This window comes from Streptomyces albireticuli, assembly GCF_002192455.1.
Lineage (GTDB): Bacteria > Actinomycetota > Actinomycetes > Streptomycetales > Streptomycetaceae > Streptomyces > Streptomyces albireticuli_B.
In genome coordinates this window covers 1,948,889-1,972,894 of the sequence record NZ_CP021744.1, presented here as the reverse complement: position 1 = coordinate 1,972,894, position 24,006 = coordinate 1,948,889, and the positions used below count along the sequence as shown (strand labels likewise).

The 24,006-nt window shown below is 73.0% G+C and carries 2 protein-coding genes and 1 pseudogene (1 of these 3 running past the window's edge); all 3 read left to right on the top strand.

The window, feature by feature from the left end:
- A protein-coding gene (locus SMD11_RS36285; protein WP_234365965.1) for a type I polyketide synthase crosses the window boundary here: on the top strand, window positions 1-11,038 show its 3' portion. Its footprint begins 6,779 nt before the window's first position; only the last 11,038 of its 17,817 coding nucleotides appear in the window; its start codon lies off the left edge, out of view; the stop codon is at window positions 11,036-11,038.
- Window positions 11,035-11,826, top strand: a pseudogene (locus SMD11_RS37025) (polyketide synthase dehydratase domain-containing protein); the annotation flags it as partial. The gene SMD11_RS36285 and the pseudogene SMD11_RS37025, both read left to right, overlap by 4 nt.
- Entirely contained in the window at window positions 11,812-24,006 is a 12,195-nt protein-coding gene (locus SMD11_RS36280) for an SDR family NAD(P)-dependent oxidoreductase (RefSeq protein WP_418952511.1), read from the top strand. The pseudogene SMD11_RS37025 and the gene SMD11_RS36280, both read left to right, overlap by 15 nt.

Sequence of the window (24,006 nt, the reverse complement as noted above, 5' to 3'; positions counted from 1 at the left end):
CGGCAAGATTGCCGCGCTGTTCACCGGCCAGGGTGCTCAGCGGGCCGGGATGGGGCGTGAGCTTTACGCCGCCTACCCGGTGTTCGCTGCTGCCTTCGACGCTGCCTGTGCGGCGCTCGGGCTCGACCCGGCGATCCTCGACGACGCGGAGTCGCTGGCTCGTACGGAGAACACGCAGCCTGCGCTGTTCGCGGTCGAGGTCGCGCTCTACCGGCTCGTCGAATCCTGGGGTGTCCGCCCTGACTTCCTCGCCGGTCATTCCATTGGTGAGATCGCGGCGGCGCATGTGGCGGGTGTGTTCTCGCTGGAGGATGCGGGCAAGCTGGTCGCTGCTCGTGCCGCGCTGATGCAGGCGCTGCCTGCCGGTGGCGCGATGGTGTCGCTGCGGGCGACCGAGGCCGAGGTCCGTGCGGTTCTGGTCGACGGTGTCGACATCGCTGCGATCAACGGCCCCTCGTCCGTGGTCATCTCCGGTGACGAGGCCGCTGTCGAGCAGGTGGCGGGGCACTTCGAGAAGTCCCGTCGCCTGAATGTCTCGCATGCGTTCCACTCGCACCTCATGGACGCGATGCTGGACGACTTCCGTGTGGTCGCCGAGTCGCTGGCCTACAGCGTTCCTGCGATCCCGGTCGTCTCCAACGTCACGGGCGCTCTTGCCGATGACCTGACCTCGCCCGAGTACTGGGTGCGTCACGTCCGTGAGGCCGTCCGCTTCGCCGACGGCATCCAGACGCTCCACGGCGAAGGCGTCCGTACGTTCCTGGAGCTGGGCCCCGACGGTGTTCTGTCCGCCATGGCCCAGGAGTGCCTGACCGACGCCGACGACGTGGCGTTCGTCCCGTCGCTGCGCAAGGACCGCCCGGAGCAGGCGTCCCTGGTCACCGCTCTCGGCCGTCTCCACCTCACCGGCGCCCGCGTCGACTGGTCCGCCTTCTTCGCCGGCACCGGCGCCCGCCGCGTCGACCTGCCCACCTACCCCTTCCAGCACGAGAACTTCTGGCTGAGTTCCTCGGGTTCCGTACCCGGTGACGTCACGGCGGCCGGACTCGGTGTGACCGGGCACCCGCTGCTCGGTGCGGCGGTGGCGCTGCCGGACTCGGAAGGGTTCCTGTTCACGGGGCGGCTGTCGCTGCGTACCCACCCGTGGCTGGCCGATCACGTGGTGGCCGGCAGCGTGCTGCTGCCGGGCACGGCCTTCGTCGAGCTCGCGATCCGCGCGGGTGACGAGGTCGGCTGCACCGTGGTCGACGAGCTGACGCTCGAAGCGCCGTTGGTGCTCGCCGAGCACGGTGGTGTGCAGCTGCGGGTCAGCGTGGGCGAGCCCGAAGGCGAGGGCCGGCGTGCTCTGGCCATCCACTCGCGTCCCGAGGACGACGAGCTGTGGACGCGGCACGCGTCCGGTTTCCTGTCCGCGGCCGCCGCTGCCGGTGGCGCGGACCTCACCGAGTGGCCGCCGGCCGGTGCGGCACCGGTGGACATCGAGGGCTTCTACGCCGAACTCGCCGACGGGGGCCTCCAGTACGGACCCGCCTTCCGCGGTGTGACGGGCGTGTGGCGCAAGGGCGACGAGGTCTTCGCCGAGGTGGCGCTGCCGGAGGGCACCGACGCCGAGACGTTCGGGGTGCACCCGGCGCTGCTCGACGCCGCACTGCACTCGATCGTCCTGGGCGGCCTCGTCGCGGGCCAGGACGGCCCGCAGCTGCCGTTCGCCTGGTCGGACGTGACGCTGCACGCCAGCGGGGCCACGGCGCTCCGGGTGCGGATGCGCGGCACGGCCGGCGGCGGCGTGACCCTGGAGATGGCCGACGACACGGGTGCCGCCGTGGCCTCGATCGGCTCGCTGGTGGTGCGGGCCGTGGGCACGGACCAGCTGCGTGCGGCCGACCGGGGCATGCGGGATGCGCTGTTCCGGGTGGAGTGGGTGCCGGTTCAGGCGCAGGCCACGGATGTTCCGGTGGCGGTGCTGGGCCGGGATCACGAGGATCTGGCGGCGCTGGGCCGGAGTGCGGAGGAGGTGCCGGCGCTGGTCGCCGCTGCCGCCCCTGACGTTCGGGGTGTGCTGGGTCTGGTGCAGGGGTGGCTGGCGGAGGAGCGGTTCGCCGGGTCCCGTCTGGTGCTGGTCACGCGTGGTGCGGTGGTCGTTGCGGGTGACTCGACCGTGGATCCGGATCAGGCCGCTGTGTGGGGTCTGGTGCGTTCGGCGCAGTCGGAGAACCCGGATCGTTTCGTGCTCCTCGATGCCGATCAGGAGCTGTCCGCTGACCTTCTGGCTCTTGTCGGTGACGAGCCGCAGGTTGCGGTGCGTGGGGGAGCGGTCTTCGCGCCGCGTCTCGCCCGCGCGGCCGTCGCCGCCGGTGGTCCGGGTGTCTGGGCTGCCGAGGGCACGGTGCTGGTCACTGGTGGTACGGGTGCGCTGGGTGCGCTCGTGGCGCGTCATCTGGTGGCGGAGCACGGTGTGCGAGGCCTGCTGCTGACCAGCCGCCGTGGCCTGGACGCTCCGGGCGCCGTCGAGTTGCGTGACGAACTCGCGGCTCTGGGCGCTGAGGTGACCGTCGCCGCGTGCGACGTCGCCGACCGCGAGGCGCTGGCCGACCTTCTCGCTGCCCACCCCGTCACGGCCGTCGTCCACACGGCCGGCATCCTCGACGACGGCGTGATCGGTTCCCTGTCGCCGGAGCGTCTGGACGCTGTGTTCGCTCCGAAGGCGGACGCGGCGCGGTACCTGCATGAGCTGACGGCGGGCATGGACCTGACGGCCTTCGTGCTGTTCTCCTCCGTCGCCGGTGTCTTCGGCAACACGGGCCAGGGCAACTACGCGGCCGCCAACGCCTACCTCGACGCACTCGCCCAGCAGCGGGCCATGGCAGGCCTGCCCGCCACCTCGCTCGCCTGGGGTCTGTGGGCGGAAGCGAGCGGCATGGGCGGTGTCCTGGACACCACCCACACCACCCGCATGACCAAGGACGGCGTCCGCGCCCTCGGCGCCCGGGAGGGCCTGGCCCTTCTCGACGTCACCGTGGCGTCGGGTGAGCCCGCGCTCGTACCGGCTCCCCTCGACCTCGCGGCCATGAGGTCGGGCGCCTCGGCGGCCGACCTGCCGTCGATGCTGCGTGGCCTGGTGCGGGTGCCGGTGCGGCGTACCGTCGACGCCCGCCAGGCCGACTCCCTGCGCCGGCGCCTCCTCGGCCTCGCGGCCGACGAGCGCCCGGCCGCGCTGCTGAACCTGGTGCGCGACGAGGTCGCGGAGGTGCTGGGCCACGCGTCCGGCGTGGCGATCGAGCCGGAGCGCGCCTTCACGGAGCTCGGGTTCGACTCCCTGACCGCCGTCGAGCTGCGCAACCGCCTGAACACGGCGACCGGCCTGCGCCTGCCCGCGACGCTGGTCTTCGACTACCCCACCGCCGCCGCCCTCGCCGGATACCTCGGCGGGACGGTCCTCGGCACGGGGGACGACGAGGCACCGGAGGCCACGGCCACCGTCGCCGCCTCCGACGACCCGATCGCGATCGTCGGCATGGCCTGCCGCTACCCGGGTGGGGTGACCTCGCCCGAGGACTTGTGGGAGCTGGTCGCGGGTGGGCGGGACGGTGTCTCCGGGTTCCCGGTCAACCGTGGCTGGGATCTGGAGAACCTGTACGACCCGACGGGTGAGCGGCCCGGCTCCTCGTACACGCGTGAGGGCGGTTTCCTGCACGGCGCCGACGAGTTCGATCCGGCGTTCTTCGGGATCTCGCCGCGTGAGGCCATGGCGATGGACCCGCAGCAGCGTCTGCTGCTGGAGACCACGTGGGAGACGATCGAGCGGGCCGGTATCGACCCGACGGCCCTGCGGGGCAGCCGTACCGGCGTGTTCGCCGGTGTGATGTACCACGACTACGCCACCGACATCACCGGCGGACTTCCCGAGGGCATCGACGGCTTCATCGGTACGGGCACGGCGGGCAGCATCGCGTCCGGCCGTGTGTCGTACCTGTTCGGGCTTGAGGGTCCGGCGGTGACGGTGGACACGGCGTGTTCGTCGTCGCTGGTCGCGCTGCACATGGCGGTGCAGGCGCTGCGGGCCGGTGAGTGCGACATGGCGCTCGCGGGTGGTGTGACCGTCATGTCGACACCGGCCGCCTTTGTCGACTTCTCGCGTCAGCGGGGGCTGTCGGCGGACGGCCGCTGCAAGGCCTTCGGCGCGGAGGCGGACGGCACGGGCTGGGCCGAGGGCGTGGGCATGCTGCTCGTCGAGCGGCTGTCGGACGCGCGCCGCAAGGGCCACCAGGTCCTGGGCATCGTGTGTGGTTCGGCGATCAACCAGGACGGTGCGAGCAATGGTCTGACGGCGCCTAATGGTCCGTCGCAGCAGCGGGTGATCCGGCAGGCCCTGGCCTCGGCCGGTCTGTCCGCCGCTCAGATCGACGTGGTCGAGGCGCACGGTACGGGTACGACGCTGGGTGACCCGATCGAGGCGCAGGCGTTGCTGGCCACGTACGGTCAGGAGCGGGCCGGGGACGAGCCGCTGTGGCTCGGCTCCCTGAAGTCGAACATCGGCCACGCCCAGGCGGCTGCCGGTGTCGGCGGCATCATCAAGATGCTCATGGCCATGCGGCACGGCGTCCTGCCGAAGACCCTCCACGTGGACGAGCCGTCGCCGCACATCGACTGGTCCGAGGGCGCTGTCGAGCTCCTCGGTGACGCACGCGAGTGGCCGGAGACCGGTCGCCCGCGTCGTGCGGGTGTGTCGTCGTTCGGGTTCAGCGGTACCAACGCGCACGTCATCATCGAGCAGGCGCCGGCAGCGGTCGAGGCCGGCGGTGACGCTGTCGAGCTACCGGTGGTGCCGTGGGTGGTGTCGGGCAAGTCGCCCGAGGCCCTGGATGCGCAGGTCGCCCAGGTCGTGGGCGCTGCTGCTGAGCTGGACCCGGTGGGTGTCGGCTTCACGCTGGCTACGGCGCGGGCGCAGTTCGAGCACCGGGCCGTGGTCGTCGACGGTCAGGCGGTCAAGGGCCGGGTGCTGGGTGGCAAGGTCGCCGCGCTCTTCACCGGTCAGGGTGCCCAGCGGGCCGGTATGGGCCGTGAGCTGTACGCGGCCTACCCCGTTTTCGCGGAGGCGTTCGATGCTGCTTGTGCGGCGCTGAAGCTCGACCCCGCTGTTCTGGACGATGCCGAGTTGCTGGCTCGTACGGAGAACACGCAGCCTGCGCTGTTCGCGGTGGAGGTCGCGCTCTACCGTCTCGTCGAATCCTGGGGTGTCCGCCCCGACTTCCTCGCGGGTCATTCGATCGGTGAGATTGCTGCTGCGCATGTGGCGGGTGTGTTCTCGCTGGAGGACGCGGGCAAGCTGGTCGCTGCCCGTGCCGCGCTCATGCAGGCGCTGCCGTCCGGTGGCGCGATGGTGTCTCTGCGGGCGACCGAGGCCGAGGTCCGCGCGGTTCTGGTCGACGGTGTCGACATCGCCGCGATCAACGGCCCGTCGTCCGTGGTGATCTCAGGTGACGAGGCCGCTGTCGAGCAGGTCGCCGGGCACTTCGAGAAGTCCCGTCGCCTGAATGTCTCGCACGCGTTCCACTCGCACCGCATGGACGGCATGCTGGCGGAGTTCCGCGCGGTGGCCGAGTCGCTGGTCTACAGCGTTCCGGCGATCCCTGTGGTCTCCAACGTCACCGGTGCTCTGGCCGACGAGCTGACCTCGCCCGAGTACTGGGTCCGTCACGTCCGCGATGCCGTCCGCTTCGCCGACGGCATCCAGACGCTCCACGCCGAAGGCGTCCGCACCTTCCTGGAACTGGGCCCGGACAGTGTCCTGTCGGCGATGGCCCAGGAGTGCCTGACCGACGCCGAGGACGTCGCCTTCGTCCCGGCTCTCCGTAAGGACCGCCCGGAGCCGGCGTCTCTCGTCACCGCTCTCGGTCGCCTGCACCTCACCGGCGCCCGCGTCGACTGGTCCGCCTTCTTCGCCGGCTCCGGCGCCCGTCGTGTCGACCTGCCGACCTATGCCTTCCAGCACCAGTCCTACTGGCTCGAAGGCCGGCCCGGTCAGGGCGATGTCGAGTCCGCCGGCCTCGGTGCCGCCGGGCACGCCATGCTCGGTGCTGTCGTCGCGCTGCCCGACTCAGGTGGTTATGTCTTCAGTGGGCGGTTGTCGCTCCGTACGCACCCGTGGCTGGGGGACCACGCGGTGGCGGGCAGCGTCGTGCTGCCGGGCACGGCGTTCGTGGACCTGGCGATCCGCGCGGGTGACGAGGCCGGTTGCACGGCCGTCGACGACCTGACGTTGGAGGTCCCGCTCGTCCTCGCCGAGCGCGACAGCGTTCAGCTGCGCGTTCTGGTCGGCGAGCCGGACGGGTCGGGTCGTCGGGCCCTGGCCGTGTACTCGCGTCCGGAGGGCGCGCCGGAGGACGAGGCGTGGACGCGTCATGCGTCCGGTTTCCTGTCCGTGGCTGTTGCTGCCGGTGGTGCGGATCTGTCGGTGTGGCCGCCGGCCGGTGCCGAGGTCGTCGATGTCGACGGTCTGTACGCGGGTCTTGCCGAGGCGGGGCTGGAGTACGGTCCGGTCTTCCAGGGGGTGGAGGCTGTCTGGCGTCGTGGTGACGAGGTGTTCGCCGAGGTCGCGCTGCCGGAGGGTACGGACGTCGCGTCGTACGGTCTGCACCCGGCACTGTTCGACGCCGCGCTGCACTCCCTCGTGCTGGGTGGTTTCGTCGCGGGCCAGGACGGCCCGCAGCTGCCGTTCGCCTGGTCGGGTGTGAACCTGCACGCCAGTGGCGCCACGGCGCTCCGGGTGCGGATGCGGGGCACGGCCGATGGCGGCGGTGTGGCTCTGGAGATGGCGGATGCCGCTGGTGCCGCTGTGGCGTCGGTGGAGTCGCTGGTGGTGCGGCCGGTGGCCGCCGACGAGCTGCGGGCGGCCGACCGTGCGCTCCGCGACTCGATGTTCCGCGTGGAGTGGGTGCCGGTCGCGGCCTCGCCCTCGGATGTTCCGGTGGCGCTGCTGGGTTCGGACCACGAGGATCTGGCGGCGCTGGGCCGGGCCGTGGAGGTCCCGGCGCTCGTTGCCGCTGTCGCCGCTGACGTTCGCGGTGTGCTCGCGCTGGTTCAGGAGTGGCTGGCGGAGGAGCGGTTCGCCGATTCCCGCCTCGTCCTGACGACCCGGGGTGCTGTGGCCGTTGCGGGCGACACGGACGTCGACCCGGACCAGGCCGCCGTGTGGGGTCTGGTGCGTTCGGCGCAGTCCGAGAACCCGGACCGCATCGTCCTTCTCGATCTCGACGAGGAGATTTCCCCGGAGGTTCTCGCCCTTGTCGGCGACGAGCCGCAGGTGGCGGTGCGTGGGGGAGCGGTCTTCGCGCCGCGCCTCGCCCGCGCTGCGGTCGCTGCCGCTGATGGCCAGGGTGTCTGGGGCGCCGAGGGCGCAGTTCTGATCACCGGCGGTACGGGTGCGCTCGGTGCCCTCGTGGCGCGTCACCTGGTGGCGGAGCACGGTGTCCGGCACCTGCTGCTGACCAGCCGCCGTGGTCTCGACGCGCCCGGTGCCGTCGAGCTGCGCGACGAACTCGCCGTTCTGGGGGCTGAGGTGACCGTCGCGGCCTGTGACGTCGCCGACCGCGACGCGGTCTCGGCTCTGCTGGCATCGCACGCGATCAGCGCCGTCGTCCACACCGCCGGTGTCCTCGACGACGGTGTGATCGGATCGCTCTCGCCGGAGCGTCTGGACGCCGTGTTCGCCCCGAAGGCGGACGCGGCCCGGCACCTGCACGAGCTGACGGCAGGGATGGACCTGTCGGCGTTCGTCCTCTTCTCCTCCGTCGCCGGTACCCTCGGCGCCGCCGGACAGGCCAACTACGCGGCCGCCAACGCCTATCTGGACGCGCTCGCCCAGCAGCGCGTCGCCGCCGGTCTGCCCGCGACGTCCCTCGCCTGGGGCCTGTGGGACGGCGCCGACGGCATGGGGGGTGCGCTGGAGACGGCACACACCTCGCGCATGGGCGGCAACGGCATGCTCGCCCTGACGCACGGCACCGGCCTCGCCCTCTTCGACGCCGCGGTGGCGTCGGGCGAGCCCGTCCTCGTCCCCGCTCCGATGGACCTGCGGGCCATGGCCCGTGGCGGCGGCGACCTGCCGTCGATGCTGCGTGGCCTGGTGCGGGTGCCGGTGCGGCGTACCGTCGACGCCCGTCAGGCGGATTCCCTGCGCCGCCGTCTCCTCGGGCTTCCCGAGGGGGAGCGTGCGGGCCTGCTGCTCGACCTGGTGCGTACGGAGGTCGCCGGGGTCCTCGGCCACGCCTCCAACACGGCCGTCGAGCCGGACCGGGCGTTCACCGAGCTCGGGTTCGACTCCCTGACCGCCGTCGAACTCCGCAACCGCCTCAACACGGTGACCGGGCTCCGTCTGCCCGCGACGCTGGTCTTCGACTACCCCACCGCCGCCGCCCTCGCCGGATACCTCGGCGAGACGGTCGTCGGCGCGGACGAGGACGAGGCCGTTCCCGCTGCCACCACCCTGGTCGCGGCGGACGACCCGATCGCGATCGTGGGCATGGCCTGCCGCTACCCCGGCGGCGTGACCTCGCCCGAGGACCTGTGGAACCTCGTCCGCGACGCCCGCGACGGGGTCACCCCCTTCCCGGCCAACCGCGGCTGGGACCTGGAGGACCTCTACGACCCCGAGCCGGGCCTGCCGGGCAAGAGCTACACCCGTGAGGGCGGTTTCCTGCACGGCGCCGACGAGTTCGACCCGGCGTTCTTCGGGATCAGCCCGCGCGAGGCGCTGGCGATGGACCCGCAGCAGCGTCTGCTGCTGGAGACCACGTGGGAGGCCGTCGAGCGCGCCGGTATCGATCCGTCCGCGCTGCGCGGCAGCCGGACCGGTGTCTTCGCCGGCGTGATGTACCACGACTACGCCACCGGTCTCACGGGGGCGGAGCCCGAAGGCGTCGACGCCTTCGTCGGCACGGGCACGGCGGGCAGCGTGGCCTCGGGCCGCGTCTCGTACCTGTTCGGGCTGGAAGGCCCGGCGGTGACGGTGGACACGGCGTGTTCGTCGTCGCTGGTCGCCCTGCACCTGGCCGTCCAGGCGCTGCGGGCCGGTGAGTGCGAACTCGCCCTGGCCGGTGGTGTGACCGTCATGTCGACGCCGGGCGCGTTCATCGACTTCTCGCGTCAGCGGGGGCTGTCGGCGGACGGTCGTTGCAAGGCGTTCGGTGCGGGTGCGGACGGTACGGGCTGGGCCGAGGGCGTGGGCATGCTGCTTGTCGAGCGGCTGTCGGACGCACGGCGTAACGGTCACCAGGTGCTGGGTGTCGTGCGTGGCTCGGCGATCAACCAGGACGGCGCCAGCAATGGCCTGACCGCCCCGAACGGTCCGTCGCAGCAGCGGGTGATTCGCCAGGCCCTGGCCACGGCCGGTCTGTCGGCTGCGGACGTCGACGCCGTCGAGGCGCACGGTACGGGTACGACGCTGGGTGACCCGATCGAGGCGCAGGCGCTCCTCGCCACCTACGGTCAGGAGCGGGCCGGGGACGAGCCGCTGTGGCTCGGCTCCCTGAAGTCGAACATCGGTCACAGCCAGGCGGCTGCCGGTGTCGGCGGGATCATCAAGATGGTCATGGCGATGCGCCACGGCGTCCTGCCCAAGACGCTGCACGTGGACGAGCCGTCCTCGCACATCGACTGGTCCGAGGGCGCTGTCGAGCTCCTCGGCGAGGCGCGCGAGTGGCCGGAGACCGGCCGTCCGCGTCGTGCGGGTGTGTCGTCGTTCGGCTTCAGCGGCACGAACGCGCACGTCATCCTTGAGCAGGCGCCGGCGGCCAAGGCTGCCCCGGTGACCGGCGATGTCGTTCCGCCGGTGGTGCCGTGGGTGGTCTCGGGCAAGTCGCCCGAGGCGCTGGATGCGCAGGTCGCCCAGGTGGCCGAGGCTGCTGCCGGGCTCGACCCGGTGGGTGTCGGTTTCACGCTGGCTACGTCGCGCGCGCAGTTCGAGCACCGCGCCGTTCTGGTGGACGGCGAGCGGGTCGTCTCGGGTCGTGTGCTGGGTGGCAAGGTCGCCGCGCTGTTCACGGGTCAGGGTGCTCAGCGGGCGGGGATGGGGCGTGAGCTGTACGCGGCCTACCCGGTGTTCGCTGCTGCCTTCGACGCTGCTTGTGTGGCGCTGGGGCTGGATGCGGCCGTTCTGGAGGATGCGGAGTCGTTGGCTCGTACCGAGAACACGCAGCCTGCGCTGTTCGCGGTGGAGGTCGCGCTCTACCGTCTCGTCGAATCCTGGGGTGTCCGCCCCGACTTCCTCGCGGGTCACTCCATCGGTGAGATCGCGGCGGCGCATGTCGCTGGTGTGTTCTCGCTGGAGGATGCGGGCAAGCTGGTCGCTGCCCGTGCCGCGCTGATGCAGGCGCTGCCTACCGGTGGCGCCATGGTGTCGCTGCGCGCGACCGAGGAAGAGGTCCGCGCCGCGCTGGTCGACGGTGTCGACATCGCCGCGATCAACGGCCCGTCCTCTGTGGTGATCTCGGGTGACGAGGCCGCTGTCGAGCAGGTGGCGGGGAACTTCGAGAAGTCCCGTCGCCTGAATGTCTCGCACGCGTTCCACTCGCACCGCATGGACGGGATGCTGGCCGACTTCCGTAAGGTCGCCGAGTCCCTCACGTACACCGTGCCTTCGATCCCGGTCGTCTCCAACGTCACCGGCACCGTGGCCGACGACCTGACCTCCCCGAGTACTGGGTCCGTCACGTCCGTGAGGCCGTCCGTTTCGCCGACGGCATCCAGACGCTCCACGCCGAAGGTGTCCGCACTTTCCTGGAGCTCGGCCCCGACGGTGTCCTGTCCGCCATGGCCCAGGAGTGCCTGGCCGCCGCCGCCGCGGACGACATCGCCTTCGTCCCGTCCCTCCGTAAGGACCGCCCCGAACCGGCCGCCCTCGTCACCGCTCTCGGTCGCCTGCACATCACCGGTGCCCGCGTCGACTGGCCGGCCTTCTTCGCCGGCTCCGGCGCCCGCCGCGTCGACCTGCCCACCTACCCCTTCCAGCGGCAGTCCTACTGGCTCGAAGCGGCGGTGAGCGGCGGCGACGTCAGCTCTGTGGGACAGGACGCGGTCAGCCACTCGCTGTTGGGTGCTGTCGTCGGTACGCCCGACTCGGAAGAGTTCCTCCTCACCGGCCGCGTGTCGCTCAAGAGCCACCCGTGGCTCGCCGAGCACGTGGTCATGGGGACGGTTCTCCTCCCCGGTACGGCCTTCGTCGAGCTCGCGATCCGTGCGGGCGACGAGGTCGGCTGCGCCGTTCTGGACGAGCTGACGCTGGAGGCGCCGCTGGCGCTCGCCGAGCAGGGCGGGGTCCAGCTCCGGGTCACGGTGGGTGAGCCCGACGCCGAGGGGCGCCGGAGCCTGTCCATCCACTCTCGCCCCGAGGGCGACGAGCTGTGGACGCGTCATGCGTCCGGTTTCCTGTCCGTGGCTGTTGCTGCCGGTGGTGCGGATCTGTCGGTGTGGCCGCCGGCCGGTGCCGAGGTCGTCGATGTCGACGGTCTGTACGCGGGTCTTGCCGAGGCGGGGCTGGAGTACGGTCCGGTCTTCCAGGGGGTGGAGGCTGTCTGGCGTCGTGGTGACGAGGTGTTCGCCGAGGTCGCGCTGCCGGAGGGTACGGACGTCGCGTCGTACGGTCTGCACCCGGCACTGTTCGACGCCGCGCTGCACGTCAACGCGCTGAACACGGGGCAGGGTACGGATCGCCCCGAGCTGCCGTTCGTGTGGCGCGGGGTGTCGCTGGCGGCTGCCGGTGCGTCCCGGGTGCGGGTGCGGCTGGTTCCGGGCGCGGAGGGCTTCGCGCTGGAGATGGCGGATGCCGCTGGTGCCGCTGTGGCGTCGGTGGAGTCGCTGGTGGTGCGGCCGGTAGCCGCCGACGAGCTGCGGGCGGCCGACCGTGCGCTCCGCGACTCGATGTTCCGCGTGGAGTGGGTGCCGGTCGCGGCTTCGGCCTCGGATGTTCCGGTGGCGCTGCTGGGTTCGGACCACGAGGATCTGGCGGCGCTGGGCCGGGCCGTGGAGGCCGCCCCGGCGCTGGTTGCCGCTGTCGCATCCGATGTCCGCGCTGTGCTCGCGCTGGTTCAGGAGTGGCTGGCGGAGGAGCGGTTCGCCGGCTCCCGCCTCGTCCTGGTGACGTGTAGCGCGGTGGCTGTTGCCGGTGACACGGACGTCGACCCGGATCAGGCCGCCGTGTGGGGCCTGGTGCGTTCGGCACAGTCCGAGAACCCCGGCCGTTTCGCCCTCCTCGACGTGGACGGCGAGGTCTCCCGCGAGGCGCTTGCCCTTGTCGGTGACGAGCCGCAGATCGCGGTGCGTGGGGGAGCGGTCTTCGCGCCGCGTCTCGCCCGCGCGGCTGTTGCCGCAGAGGCCCGGCCGCAGTGGAGCGCCGAGGGTACGGTGCTGATCACCGGTGGTACGGGTGCGCTGGGTGCGCTCGTCGCCCGTCATCTGGTGGCGGAGCACGGTGTCCGTCACCTGCTGCTGACGAGCCGTCGTGGTCTCGACGCGCCTGGCGCCGTCGAGCTGCGTGATGAACTCGCCGCTCTGGGTGCTGAGGTGACCGTCGCCGCGTGCGACGTCGCCGACCGGGAGTCCCTGGCGGAGCTTCTTACTGCTCACCCCGTCACGGCTGTCGTCCACACGGCTGGTGTTCTTGACGACGGTGTCATCGGTTCGCTGTCGCCGGAGCGCCTGGATGCCGTGTTCGCCCCGAAGGCGGACGCGGCGCGGCACCTGCACGAGCTGACCGCGGGCATGGACCTGTCGGCCTTCGTGCTGTTCTCCTCCGCCGCCGGTGTCTTCGGCAACGCGGGTCAGGGCAACTACGCGGCCGCCAACGCCTACCTGGACGCTCTCGCCCAGCAGCGTGCCGCCGCCGGTCTCCCCGCCACGTCCCTCGCCTGGGGCCTGTGGGAGGACACCGACGGCATGGGCGCCGGGCTCGACACCACCCATGCCTCGCGCATGGCGCAGGAAGGTGTCATCGCCCTCACCCCCGCCCAGGGCCTCGCCCTCCTCGATGCCGCCGTGGCGTCGGGCGAGACGCTGCTCGTGCCCGCGCCGCTCGATCTGCGGACCATGGCCCGCAGCGGCGGTGAGGTGCCGTCGATACTGCGCGGGCTCGTCCGTGGCCCGGTGCGCCGGACCGCCGATGCCCGTCAGGCGGATTCCCTGCGCCGCCGTCTCCTCGGGCTTCCCGAGGGGGAGCGTGCGGGCCTGCTGCTCGATTTGGTCCGTACGGAGGTCGCCGGTGTCCTCGGCCACGCCTCCAACGAGGCCGTCGAGCCGGACCGGGCGTTCACCGAGCTCGGGTTCGACTCCCTGACCGCCGTCGAGCTGCGCAACCGTCTCAACGCGGCGAGCGGCCTGCGGCTGCCCGTGACGCTCGTCTTCGACTACCCGACCGCCGCCGCGATCAAGGACCACCTCCTGGAGGAGCTGGCCGGCGGCGCGGCGCAGGACGCCCGGCCGGTGACGGTGCGGACGTCCTCCGGCGACGACCCGATCGCGATCGTCGGGATGGCCTGCCGCTACCCCGGCGGCGTGACCTCCCCCGAGGACCTGTGGAACCTCGTCCGTGACGGCCGTGACGGAGTCTCCGGATTCCCCGTCGACCGTGGCTGGGACCTCGACTCCCTGTACGACCCGACGGGCGAGCGCCCGGGGACCTCGTACACCCTTGAGGGCGGCTTCCTGCACGACGCGAGCGAGTTCGACCCGGCGTTCTTCGGGATCTCGCCGCGTGAGGCCCTCGCGATGGACCCGCAGCAGCGTCTGCTGCTGGAGACCACGTGGGAGGCCGTCGAGCGCGCCGGTATCGACCCGTCCGCGCTGCGCGGCAGCCGGACCGGTGTCTTCGCCGGTGCGATGTACCACGACTACGCGCAGGGCGTCGGCTCCGAGGGATCGGTGAAGGAGGTCGACGGCTTCCTGGGCACGGGCACCTCCGGCAGCGTCGTGTCGGGCCGTCTGTCGTACGTGTTCGGGCTTGAGGGTCCGGCGGTGACCGTCGACACGGCGTGCTCGTCGTCGCTGGTCGCGCTGCACATGGCGGTGCAGGCGCTGCGGGCCGGTGAGTGCGAACTCGCCCTGGCCGGTGGTGTGACCGTCATGTCGTCGCCTGGCGCGTTCGTGGAGTTCTCGCGTCAGCGGGGGCTGTCGGCGGACGGTCGTTGCAAGGCGTTCGGTGCGGGTGCGGACGGTACGGGCTGGGCCGAGGGCGTGGGCATGCTGCTTGTCGAGCGGCTGTCGGACGCGCGGCGTAACGGTCACCAGGTGCTGGGTGTCGTGCGTGGTTCGGCGATCAACCAGGACGGTGCGAGCAACGGCCTGACCGCCCCGAACGGTCCGTCGCAGCAGCGGGTGATTCGCCAGGCCCTGGCCACGGCCGGTCTGTCGGCTGCGGACGTCGACGCCGTCGAGGCGCACGGCACCGGTACGACGCTGGGTGACCCGATCGAGGCCCAGGCCCTCCTCGCCACCTACGGCCAGGAGCGGGCCGGGGACGAGCCGCTGTGGCTCGGCTCCCTGAAGTCGAACATCGGTCACAGCCAGGCGGCTGCCGGTGTCGGCGGCATCATCAAGATGGTCATGGCCATGCGTCACGGCGTCCTGCCGAAGACGCTGCACGCCGACACGCCCACGGACCAGGTGGAGTGGACCGAAGGTGCGGTCGAGCTCCTCACCGAGGCGCGCGACTGGCCGGAGGCGGGGCGTCCGCGCCGTGCGGGCATCTCGTCGTTCGGCTTCAGCGGTACCAACGCCCACGTGATCATCGAGCAGGCCCCGACGGCCCCGGCCGCCGCGACCGCCGGCGATGTCGTTCTGCCGGTGGTGCCGTGGGTGGTCTCGGCGAAGTCGCCCGAGGCGCTCGACGCGCAGATCGAGCGGGTGCGGGAGGCCGGTGCCGACCTCGACCCGGTGGACGTCGGCTTCACCCTCGCGACGGCGCGTGCGCGGTTCGAGCACCGGGCCGTCGTGGTGGACGGGCACACGCTCGTCGGCCGCGCGCTGGGCGGCAAGGTCGCCGCGCTGTTCACCGGGCAGGGTGCTCAGCGGGCCGGGATGGGCCGTGAGCTGTACGCGGCCTACCCGGTGTTCGCCGGTGCCTTCGACGCCGCGTGCGCGGCGCTGGGCCTGGACGCGGCCGTTCTGGACGACGCCGAGCTGCTGGCCCGAACGGAGCACACGCAGCCCGCGCTGTTCGCCGTCGAGGTCGCCCTCTACCGCCTGGTGGAGTCCTGGGGTGTGCGCCCCGACCTCCTCGCCGGTCATTCCATCGGTGAGATCGCGGCGGCGCACGTCGCCGGAGTGTTCTCGCTGGAGGACGCCGCGAAGCTTGTAGCGGCCCGTGCTGCCCTGATGCAGGCGCTGCCTGCCGGTGGTGCGATGGTGTCGCTGCGCGCGACCGAGGATGAGGTCCGTGCCGCGCTGGTCGACGGTGTCGACATCGCCGCGATCAACGGGCCGTCCTCTGTGGTGATCTCGGGTGACGAGGCCGCTGTCGAGCAGGTGGCGGGGCACTTCGAGAAGACCCGCCGTCTGAACGTCTCGCACGCGTTCCACTCGCACCGCATGGACGGGATGCTGGACGACTTCCGCAAGGTCGCCGAGTCCCTTACCTACACCGTGCCTTCGATCCCGGTCGTCTCCAATGTCACCGGCACTGTGGCCGATGACCTGACCTCGCCCGAGTACTGGGTGCGTCACGTCCGCGAAGCCGTCCGTTTCGCCGACGGTGTTCGTACGCTCCACGCCGAAGGCGTCCGTACGTTCCTGGAGCTGGGCCCCGACGGTGTTCTGTCGGCGATGGCGCAGGAGTGCCTGGCCGACGCCGACGACGTGGCGTTCGTCCCCGCCCTCCGTAAGGACCGCCCGGATCTGACCTCCCTGGTCACCGCTCTCGGCCGTCTCCACCTCACCGGCGCCCGGGTCGACTGGCCGGCGTTCTTCGCCGGCTCCGGCGCCCGCCGCGTCGACCTGCCGACCTACCCCTTCCAGCGGCAGTCCTACTGGCTCGAAGCGGCCACGACCAGCAGCGATGTGGCCTCCGTCGGGCAGGGCTCGGCCGATCACCCCATCCTGGGTGCCGTGGTCACGCTGCCTGACGGCTACCTGCTCACCGGCAGGCTGTCGCCGCGTACGCACCCTTGGCTCGCCGATCACGTCGTCGCCGGCAGCGTTCTGCTCCCGGGCACGGCCTTCGTCGAGCTGGCGGTCCGCGCGGGTGACGAGGTCGGCTGCGCGACCGTCGACGAGCTCACGCTCGAAGCGCCGCTCGTGCTCGCCGAGCGCGACGGCGTCCAGCTGCGCGTTCTCGTCGGTGAGCCGGACGGGTCGGGCCGTCGGTCCCTTGCCGTGTACTCGCGGCCGGAGGAGGCGCCCGAGGACGAGGCGTGGACGCGTCACGCGTCCGGCTTCCTGTCCTCGGCCGCCGCCACCGGTGGTACCGACCTGTCGGTGTGGCCGCCGGCCGGCGCCCAGGCGGTCGACATCGACGGGCTCTACGCCGGTCTCGCCGAGGCCGGGCTGGAGTACGGCCCCGTCTTCCAGGGCGTGACCGCCGCCTGGCGCGAGGGTGACACGGTCTACGCCGAGGTGACCCTGCCCGAGGGCACCCCCGGCACCGACACGTTCGGCGCGCACCCCGCCCTGCTCGACGCCGCGCTGCACGCCATCGTGCTGGGCGACTTCGCGGCGGGCGCGGACGCGGACGCCCCGCGGCTCCCCTTCGCCTGGTCGGGCGTGACCCTGCACGCCGCCGGCGCCACGGCGCTGCGCGTCGCGCTGCGGGCGACGCCCGACGGCAGCGGTGTGGCGCTGGACCTGGCGGACCCGAGCGGTACGGCGGTGGCGACGGTGGAGTCGCTCGTCGTCCGGCCGGTCGCCGCCGACCAGTTGCGCCGGGCGGCCGACCAGAGCATGCGGGACGTGCTGTTCCGGCTGGACTGGGTGCCGGTCGCGACCCGCGCCGACGCCGTGTCCGTGACCGTCCTCGGTTCGGACCACCCGGACCTCGCGGCGCTGTACGAGGCCGTGGACCAGGGCGCGCCCGTACCCGGACTGGTCGCCGCACAGGGCCTCGACGCCCATGGCGCGCTGGGCCTGGTGCAGGGGTGGCTGGCGGCCGACGAGCGGTTCGCCGACTCCCGGCTCGTTCTGGTGACCCGGGGCGCGGTGGCGCTCCCGGGCGACACGGACGTCGACCCGGATCAGGCCGCCGTGTGGGGCCTGGTGCGTTCGGCGCAGTCCGAGAACCCCGACCGCTTCGTCCTCCTCGACGTGGACGGCGAGGTCTCCCCGGAGGCTCTCGCCCTCCTCGGGGACGAGCCGCAGGTGGCGCTGCGCGCCGGTGCGGCGCACGCGCCGCGTCTCGCCCGCGCCTCGGTCACGGCCGGAACGCGACCCGCGTGGGACGCCGAGGGCACGGTGCTGATCACCGGTGGTACGGGCTCCCTGGGCGCTCTCGTGGCGCGTCACCTGGTGGCGGAGCACGGTGTCCGTCACCTGCTGCTCACCAGCCGCCGTGGGCTCGAAGCACCCGGTGCCGCCGAGCTGCGTGATGAACTCGCCGCTCTGGGTGCTGAGGTGACCGTCGCCGCGTGCGACGTCGCCGACCGGGAGTCCCTGGCGGAGCTTCTCGCTGCTCACCCCGTCACGGCTGTCGTCCACACGGCTGGTGTTCTTGACGACGGTGTGATCGGTTCGCTGTCGCCGGAGCGCCTGGATGCCGTGTTCGCTCCGAAGGCGGACGCGGCCCGGCATCTGCACGAGCTGACGGCAGGCATGGACCTCACGGCCTTCGTGCTGTTCTCCTCCGCTGCCGGTGTCTTCGGCAACGCGGGCCAGGGCAACTACGCGGCCGCCAACGCCTACCTGGACGCTCTCGCCCAGCAGCGTGCCGCCGCCGGCCTCCCCGCCACGTCCCTCGCCTGGGGCCTCTGGCAGGACGCCGACGGCATGGGAAGCACGCTGGACACCGCGCACACCTCCCGTATGGGCGGCAACGGTGTGGTCGCGCTCTCGCCCCGGCAGGGCCTGGAACTCCTCGACGCCGCTGTGGCGTCGGGCGAGGCCCTCCTTGTCCCCGCGCCGCTCGACCTGCGGGCCATGGCCCGTGGCGGTGGCGAGGTGCCGTCGATACTGCGCGGGCTCGTCCGCGGCCCGGTGCGCCGGACCGCCGACGCCCGTCAGGCGGACTCGCTCGGCCGGCGTCTCCTCGCCCTCCCGGAGCACGAGCGCGCGGCCCTGCTGCTCGACCTGGTGCGTACGGAGGTCGCCGGTGTCCTCGGCCACGCCTCGAACGCGGTCGTCGAGCCGGACCGGGCGTTCACCGAGCTCGGGTTCGACTCCCTGACCGCCGTCGAACTCCGCAACCGTCTCAACGCGGTGACCGGTCAGCGCCTCCCCGCGACGCTCGTCTTCGACTACCCCACCGCCGCCGCCCTCGCCGGTCACCTCGGCGAGGCGCTGCTCGGCGCCCGGGAGGAGACGGCCGCCGTCACGGCGGTGGTCGCCGCCGACGAGCCGATCGCGATCGTGGGCATGGCCTGCCGCTACCCCGGTGGCGTGACCTCGCCCGAGGACCTGTGGAACCTCGTCCTCGACGGCCGCGACGGCATCACCCCCTTCCCGGACAACCGCGGCTGGGACGTGGAGAACCTCTACGACCCGACGGGCGAGCGCCCGGGGACCTCGTACACGCGCGAAGGCGGGTTCCTCCACGAGGCCGCCGACTTCGACCCGGGCTTCTTCGGCATCTCGCCCCGCGAGGCCCTCGCGATGGACCCGCAGCAGCGTCTGCTGCTGGAGGCGACCTGGGAGGCCGTCGAGCGGGCGGGCATCGACCCGTCCGCCCTGCGCGGCAGCCGGACCGGTGTCTTCGCCGGCGCGATGTACCACGACTACGCGTCCGGCGTGGGGGCCGCGGCCCCCGAGGGTGTCGACGGTTTCCTCGGCACCGGCACCTCCGGCAGCGTGGTCTCCGGCCGTCTGTCGTACGTGTTCGGGCTGGAGGGCCCGGCCGTGACCGTCGACACGGCGTGCTCGTCGTCGCTTGTCGCCCTGCACATGGCCGTCCAGGCCCTGCGCGGCGGTGAGTGCGACATGGCGCTCGCCGGTGGTGTGACCGTCATGTCGACGCCGGGTGCCTTCATGGAGTTCTCGCGTCAGCGGGGGCTCTCCGCCGACGGGCGCTGCAAGGCGTTCGGCGCGGGTGCGGACGGCACCGGATGGGCCGAGGGCGTCGGCATGCTGCTCGTCGAGCGGCTGTCGGACGCCCGCCGCAAGGGCCACCGCGTCCTCGCGGTGGTGCGCGGCACGGCGATCAACCAGGACGGTGCGAGCAACGGCTTGACGGCCCCGAACGGTCCGTCGCAGCAGCGGGTGATTCGCCAGGCCCTGGCCACGGCCGGTCTGTCGGCTGCGGACGTCGACGCCGTCGAGGCGCACGGTACGGGTACGACGCTGGGTGACCCGATCGAGGCCCAGGCCCTTCTCGCCACCTACGGCCAGGAGCGCGCGGCCGACGAGCCGCTGTGGCTCGGCTCCCTGAAGTCCAACATCGGCCACAGCCAGGCCGCTGCCGGTGTCGGCGGCATCATCAAGATGGTCATGGCGATGCGCAACGGCGTCCTGCCCAGGACGCTGCACGCCGACGAGCCGTCGCCGCACATCGACTGGACGGAAGGTGCGGTCGAGCTCCTCACCGAGGCGCGCGACTGGCCGGAGGCAGGGCGCCCGCGCCGTGCGGGTGTGTCGTCGTTCGGGTTCAGCGGTACCAACGCGCACGTCATCATCGAGCAGGCCCCGGCGGCCCCGGCCGCCGCGACCACCGGCGACGCGGTGCTGCCCGCGGTCCCGTGGCTCCTGTCCGGCAGGACCCCGGAGGCGCTCGACGCGCAGACCGACCGGGTCCGTACGGCAGGCGCCGGCCTCGACCCGGTGGACGTCGGCTTCACCCTCGCGACGGCTCGTACGCACTTCGAGCACCGCGCCGTCCTGGTGGACGGCGGCGCCCAGGCGCTCACCGGCCGGGTGCTCGGCGGCGGCGTCGCCGCGCTGTTCACCGGTCAGGGCGCGCAGCGGCCGGGGATGGGGCGTGAGCTGTACGCCGCGTTCCCGGTGTTCGCCGAGGCGTTCGACGCCGCGTGCGAGGCGCTCGGCCTGGACCGGGCGGTCCTCGACGACGCCGCGCTGCTGGGCCGTACGGAGAACACGCAGCCCGCGCTGTTCGCTATCGAGGTCGCGCTGTTCCGCCTCGCCGAGTCCTTCGGCGTCCGGCCGGACTTCGTCGCCGGTCACTCCGTCGGCGAGCTGGCGGCGGCGCACGTCGCCGGGGTGTTCTCGCTGGAGGACGCGGGCAGGTTCGTCGCCGCCCGTGCCGCGCTCATGCAGTCGCTGCCCGAGGGCGGTGCGATGGTGGCGGTCCGCGCCACCGAGGACGAGGTGCGGGCGGTGCTGCTCGACGGCGTCGACATCGCCGCCGTCAACGGCCCCTCGTCGGTCGTCCTCTCCGGTGACGAGGACGCGACGCTGGCGGTGGCCGCGCTGTTCACGACCACCAAGCGCCTGAACATCTCGCACGCCGCCCACTCCCACCGGATGGACGGCATGCTGGACGGCCTCCGGGCCGTCGTCGAGGGCATGACGCTGCACGCCCCGGTGATCCCGGTCATCTCCAACGTGACCGGCCGGGTCGCCGAGCCCGGGGAGCTGTGCTCCGCCGACTACTGGGTGCGCCACGTCCGTGAGGCCGTCCGCTTCGCCGACGGCGTCCGGACCCTCCACGACCAGGGGGTGCGTACGTTCCTGGAGCTGGGCCCCGACGGTGTGCTGTCGGCGATGGCGCAGGAGTGCCTGCCGGAGACCGACGACATGGCGTTCGTCCCGGCGCTGCGCAAGGACCGTCCCGAGCCGGCCGCCCTGGTCACCGCTCTGGGCCGGCTCCACGTCGCGGGCGCCCGGGTCGACTGGCCGGCGTTCTTCGCCGGCACCGGTGCCCGCGTCGTCGACCTGCCCACCTACCCCTTCCAGCACGAGTCCTTCTGGCTGGAGGCCACCGCGGCCGGCGGTGACGCCGCCGCCATCGGCCAGGGCTCGACCGGTCACCCGCTGCTGGGTGCGGTCGTCGCCCTGCCGGACTCCGAGAGCTTCCTGCTCACGGGCCGGGTGTCGCTCCAGAGCCACCCGTGGCTCGCGGACCATGCCGTCATGGGCACGGTGCTCCTGCCCGGCACGGCGTTCGTCGACCTGGCGATCCGCGCCGGTGACGAGGCCGGTTGCGCGACCGTGGACGAGCTGACGCTGGAAGCGCCTCTGGTGCTGCACGGCAACGGTGGTGTCCAGCTGCGCGTGACCGTCGGCGAGCCGGACGACACCGGACGCCGCTCCGTAGTGATCCACTCGCGCCGCGAGAGCGCCGGGCCGGATCAGGAGTGGACGCGCCATGCGGTCGGAACCCTGTCGGAGGAGGCCCCCGAGGAGCCCGTCACCACCGCCTCGCCCTGGCCGCCGCTCGCGGCCGAGGAGGTAGACGTGACCGCGCTCTACGGTGAGCTCGGCGTGGCCGGGCTGGAGTACGGCCCGGTGTTCCAGGGCGTACGGGCCGCATGGCGCGGCGACTCCGAGGTGTTCGCGGAGATCGAGCTCGCGGAGGAGACGCGGGCGCAGGCCGGCGCGTTCGGGCTGCACCCGGCGCTGCTGGACTCCGCGCTGCACGTGATCGGCCTCGGCGGCTTCGCCGGTCCGGGCGAGGAACAGGGCGGCGGCGCCGCGCTTCCCTTCGCCTGGTCCGGTGTCACGGTCCGCACCCCCGGCGCCTCGGTGCTCCGGGTGCGGGTGGCGCGGGCCGGGTCCGGTGCGGTCGGCCTCTGGCTGACCGACGAGGACGGCGCGCCGGTCGCCTCGGTGGAGTCGCTCGCCGTACGCCCCGTCTCGCCCGAGCAGCTCGCGGCGGCCGACGGCGGCGACGAGGGACAGCAGTCGCTCTTCCGGCTGGAGTGGACCCCCGCCCCGGCCGCCGGTGCCCCGGCGGAGGAGAGGGGCACCTGGGCGGTCCTCGGCGAGGACCCCTTCAAGCTGGGCCCGGCGCTCGGCTCGCGGGCCGTCGGCTTCCCCGCGGACCTGCCGGCCCTGGCTGCCGGTACCGTCCCCGGCACCGTCGTGACGTGCGTCGACACCGCCGGCACGTCGGCCGGCACCGCGTCCGGTGCCGGCGTGTCCCCGGCGGACGCCGCCCGCGAGGCCGTGCACGGCGCCCTGGAGCTCGTACGGGCATGGGTCGCCGACGACCGCTTCGCCGACTCCCGCCTGGTGCTGGTGACACGCGGCGCGATGGCCGGTCCCGGCGGCGAGGCCGTCACCGACATGGCCGGCGCGGCCGTGTGGGGCCTGGTGCGCTCCGCGCAGTCGGAGAACCCGGACCGCTTCACGCTCGTGGACCTGGACGAGCACGACGCGACGCTCCAGGCGTTCGCCGACGCAGTCGGCGGCGACGAGGACCAGCTGGTGATCCGGCGGGGCGAGGCCTTCGTGCCGCGCTTGGCCCGCACCGGCGCCGCGCCGGACGGATCCGTCGCGTGGAACCCCGACGGGACGGTCCTGGTCACCGGCGGCACCGGCACGCTCGGCGCGCTGCTGGCCCGCCACCTCGTCACCGAACGCGGCGTACGCCACCTGGTGCTGACGGGCCGCCGGGGCCTCACCGCCCCCGGCGCCGTAGCACTGCGCGACGAGCTCACCGGGCTCGGCGCGCACGTCACGGTCGCCGCGTGCGACGCCGCCGACCGCGACGCGCTCGCCGCGCTGCTCGCGTCCGTACCGGCCGCGCACCCGCTGACCGCCGTCGTGCACGCCGCGGGCGTGCTGGACGACGGCGTGGTGGCGGCCATGACGGCCGGCCAGGTCGACCGGGTCCTGCGCCCGAAGGCCGACGCCGCCTGGAACCTGCACGAGGCGACCAAGGACCTCGGTCTCTCGGCCTTCGTGCTCTTCTCCTCGGCGGCCGGCGTCTTCGGCAACCCCGGCCAGGCCAACTACGCGGCCGCCAACGCCTTCCTCGACGCGCTCGCCCAGTGGCGCCGCGCCGCGGGCCTGCCGGCGACCTCGCTGGCGTGGGGCCTGTGGGAGGAGACCAGCGACATGACGGGCGGCCTCGGTGGCGGGGACGTCTCCCGCCTCTCCCGGGGCGGCGTCGAGGCGATGGGCTCCGACGAGGGACTCGCCCTGTTCGACACGGCCGTGGCGCGCGACGAGGCGGTGCTCGTACCGATCCGCGTCGACCTCGCGGCCCTGCGCGAGCAGGCCCGCGACGGCGGTCTGCCGCCGGTCCTGCGCGGCCTGGTCCGGACCCCGGCCCGCCGGGGCTCGCGCTCCGGCGCGGGCGGCGGCTCGGCCGCGGCGCGCGCGTTCCGCGAGCGGGTGCAGGCAGCGCCCCAGGAGGAGCGGACGGCGCTGCTGCTCGACCTGGTCACCGGCCAGGTGGCGGCGGTGCTCGGCCACGCCTCGGCGGACGCGGTGGACGCGGAGCGGGCGTTCCGCGAGACCGGCTTCGACTCGCTGACCGCGCTCGAACTCCGCAACCGCCTCAACGCGGCCACCGGCCTGCGGCTCCCGGCCACCCTGGTGTTCGACCACCCGACCCCGGTCGCCATCGTCGAGTACCTGGGCTCCGAGCTCAGCGGCGCGGGCAGCCAGGAGGCCGCCGTCCAGTCGGCGATCGCCGAGATCGACAGGCTGGAGGCCGCGCTGACGGCCGTCGCCGCACGGGCCGACGAGGCCGTGGGAACCGACAGTGCCGCGAGTGCCGTCGGTGAGGGCAGTGGCGCCACGGCGCGCGAGCGGATCGCGATCCGGCTGGCCGACGTCCTGGCCCGGCTCACCGCGGCCCCCGGCGGCGGCACGGACACGGCGGCGGAGACCGAACAGGAAACGATGAGGGACAAGATCGATTCAGCGAGCGACGACGAGATCTTCGACCTCCTCGACGGATTCGGCCTCAACTGA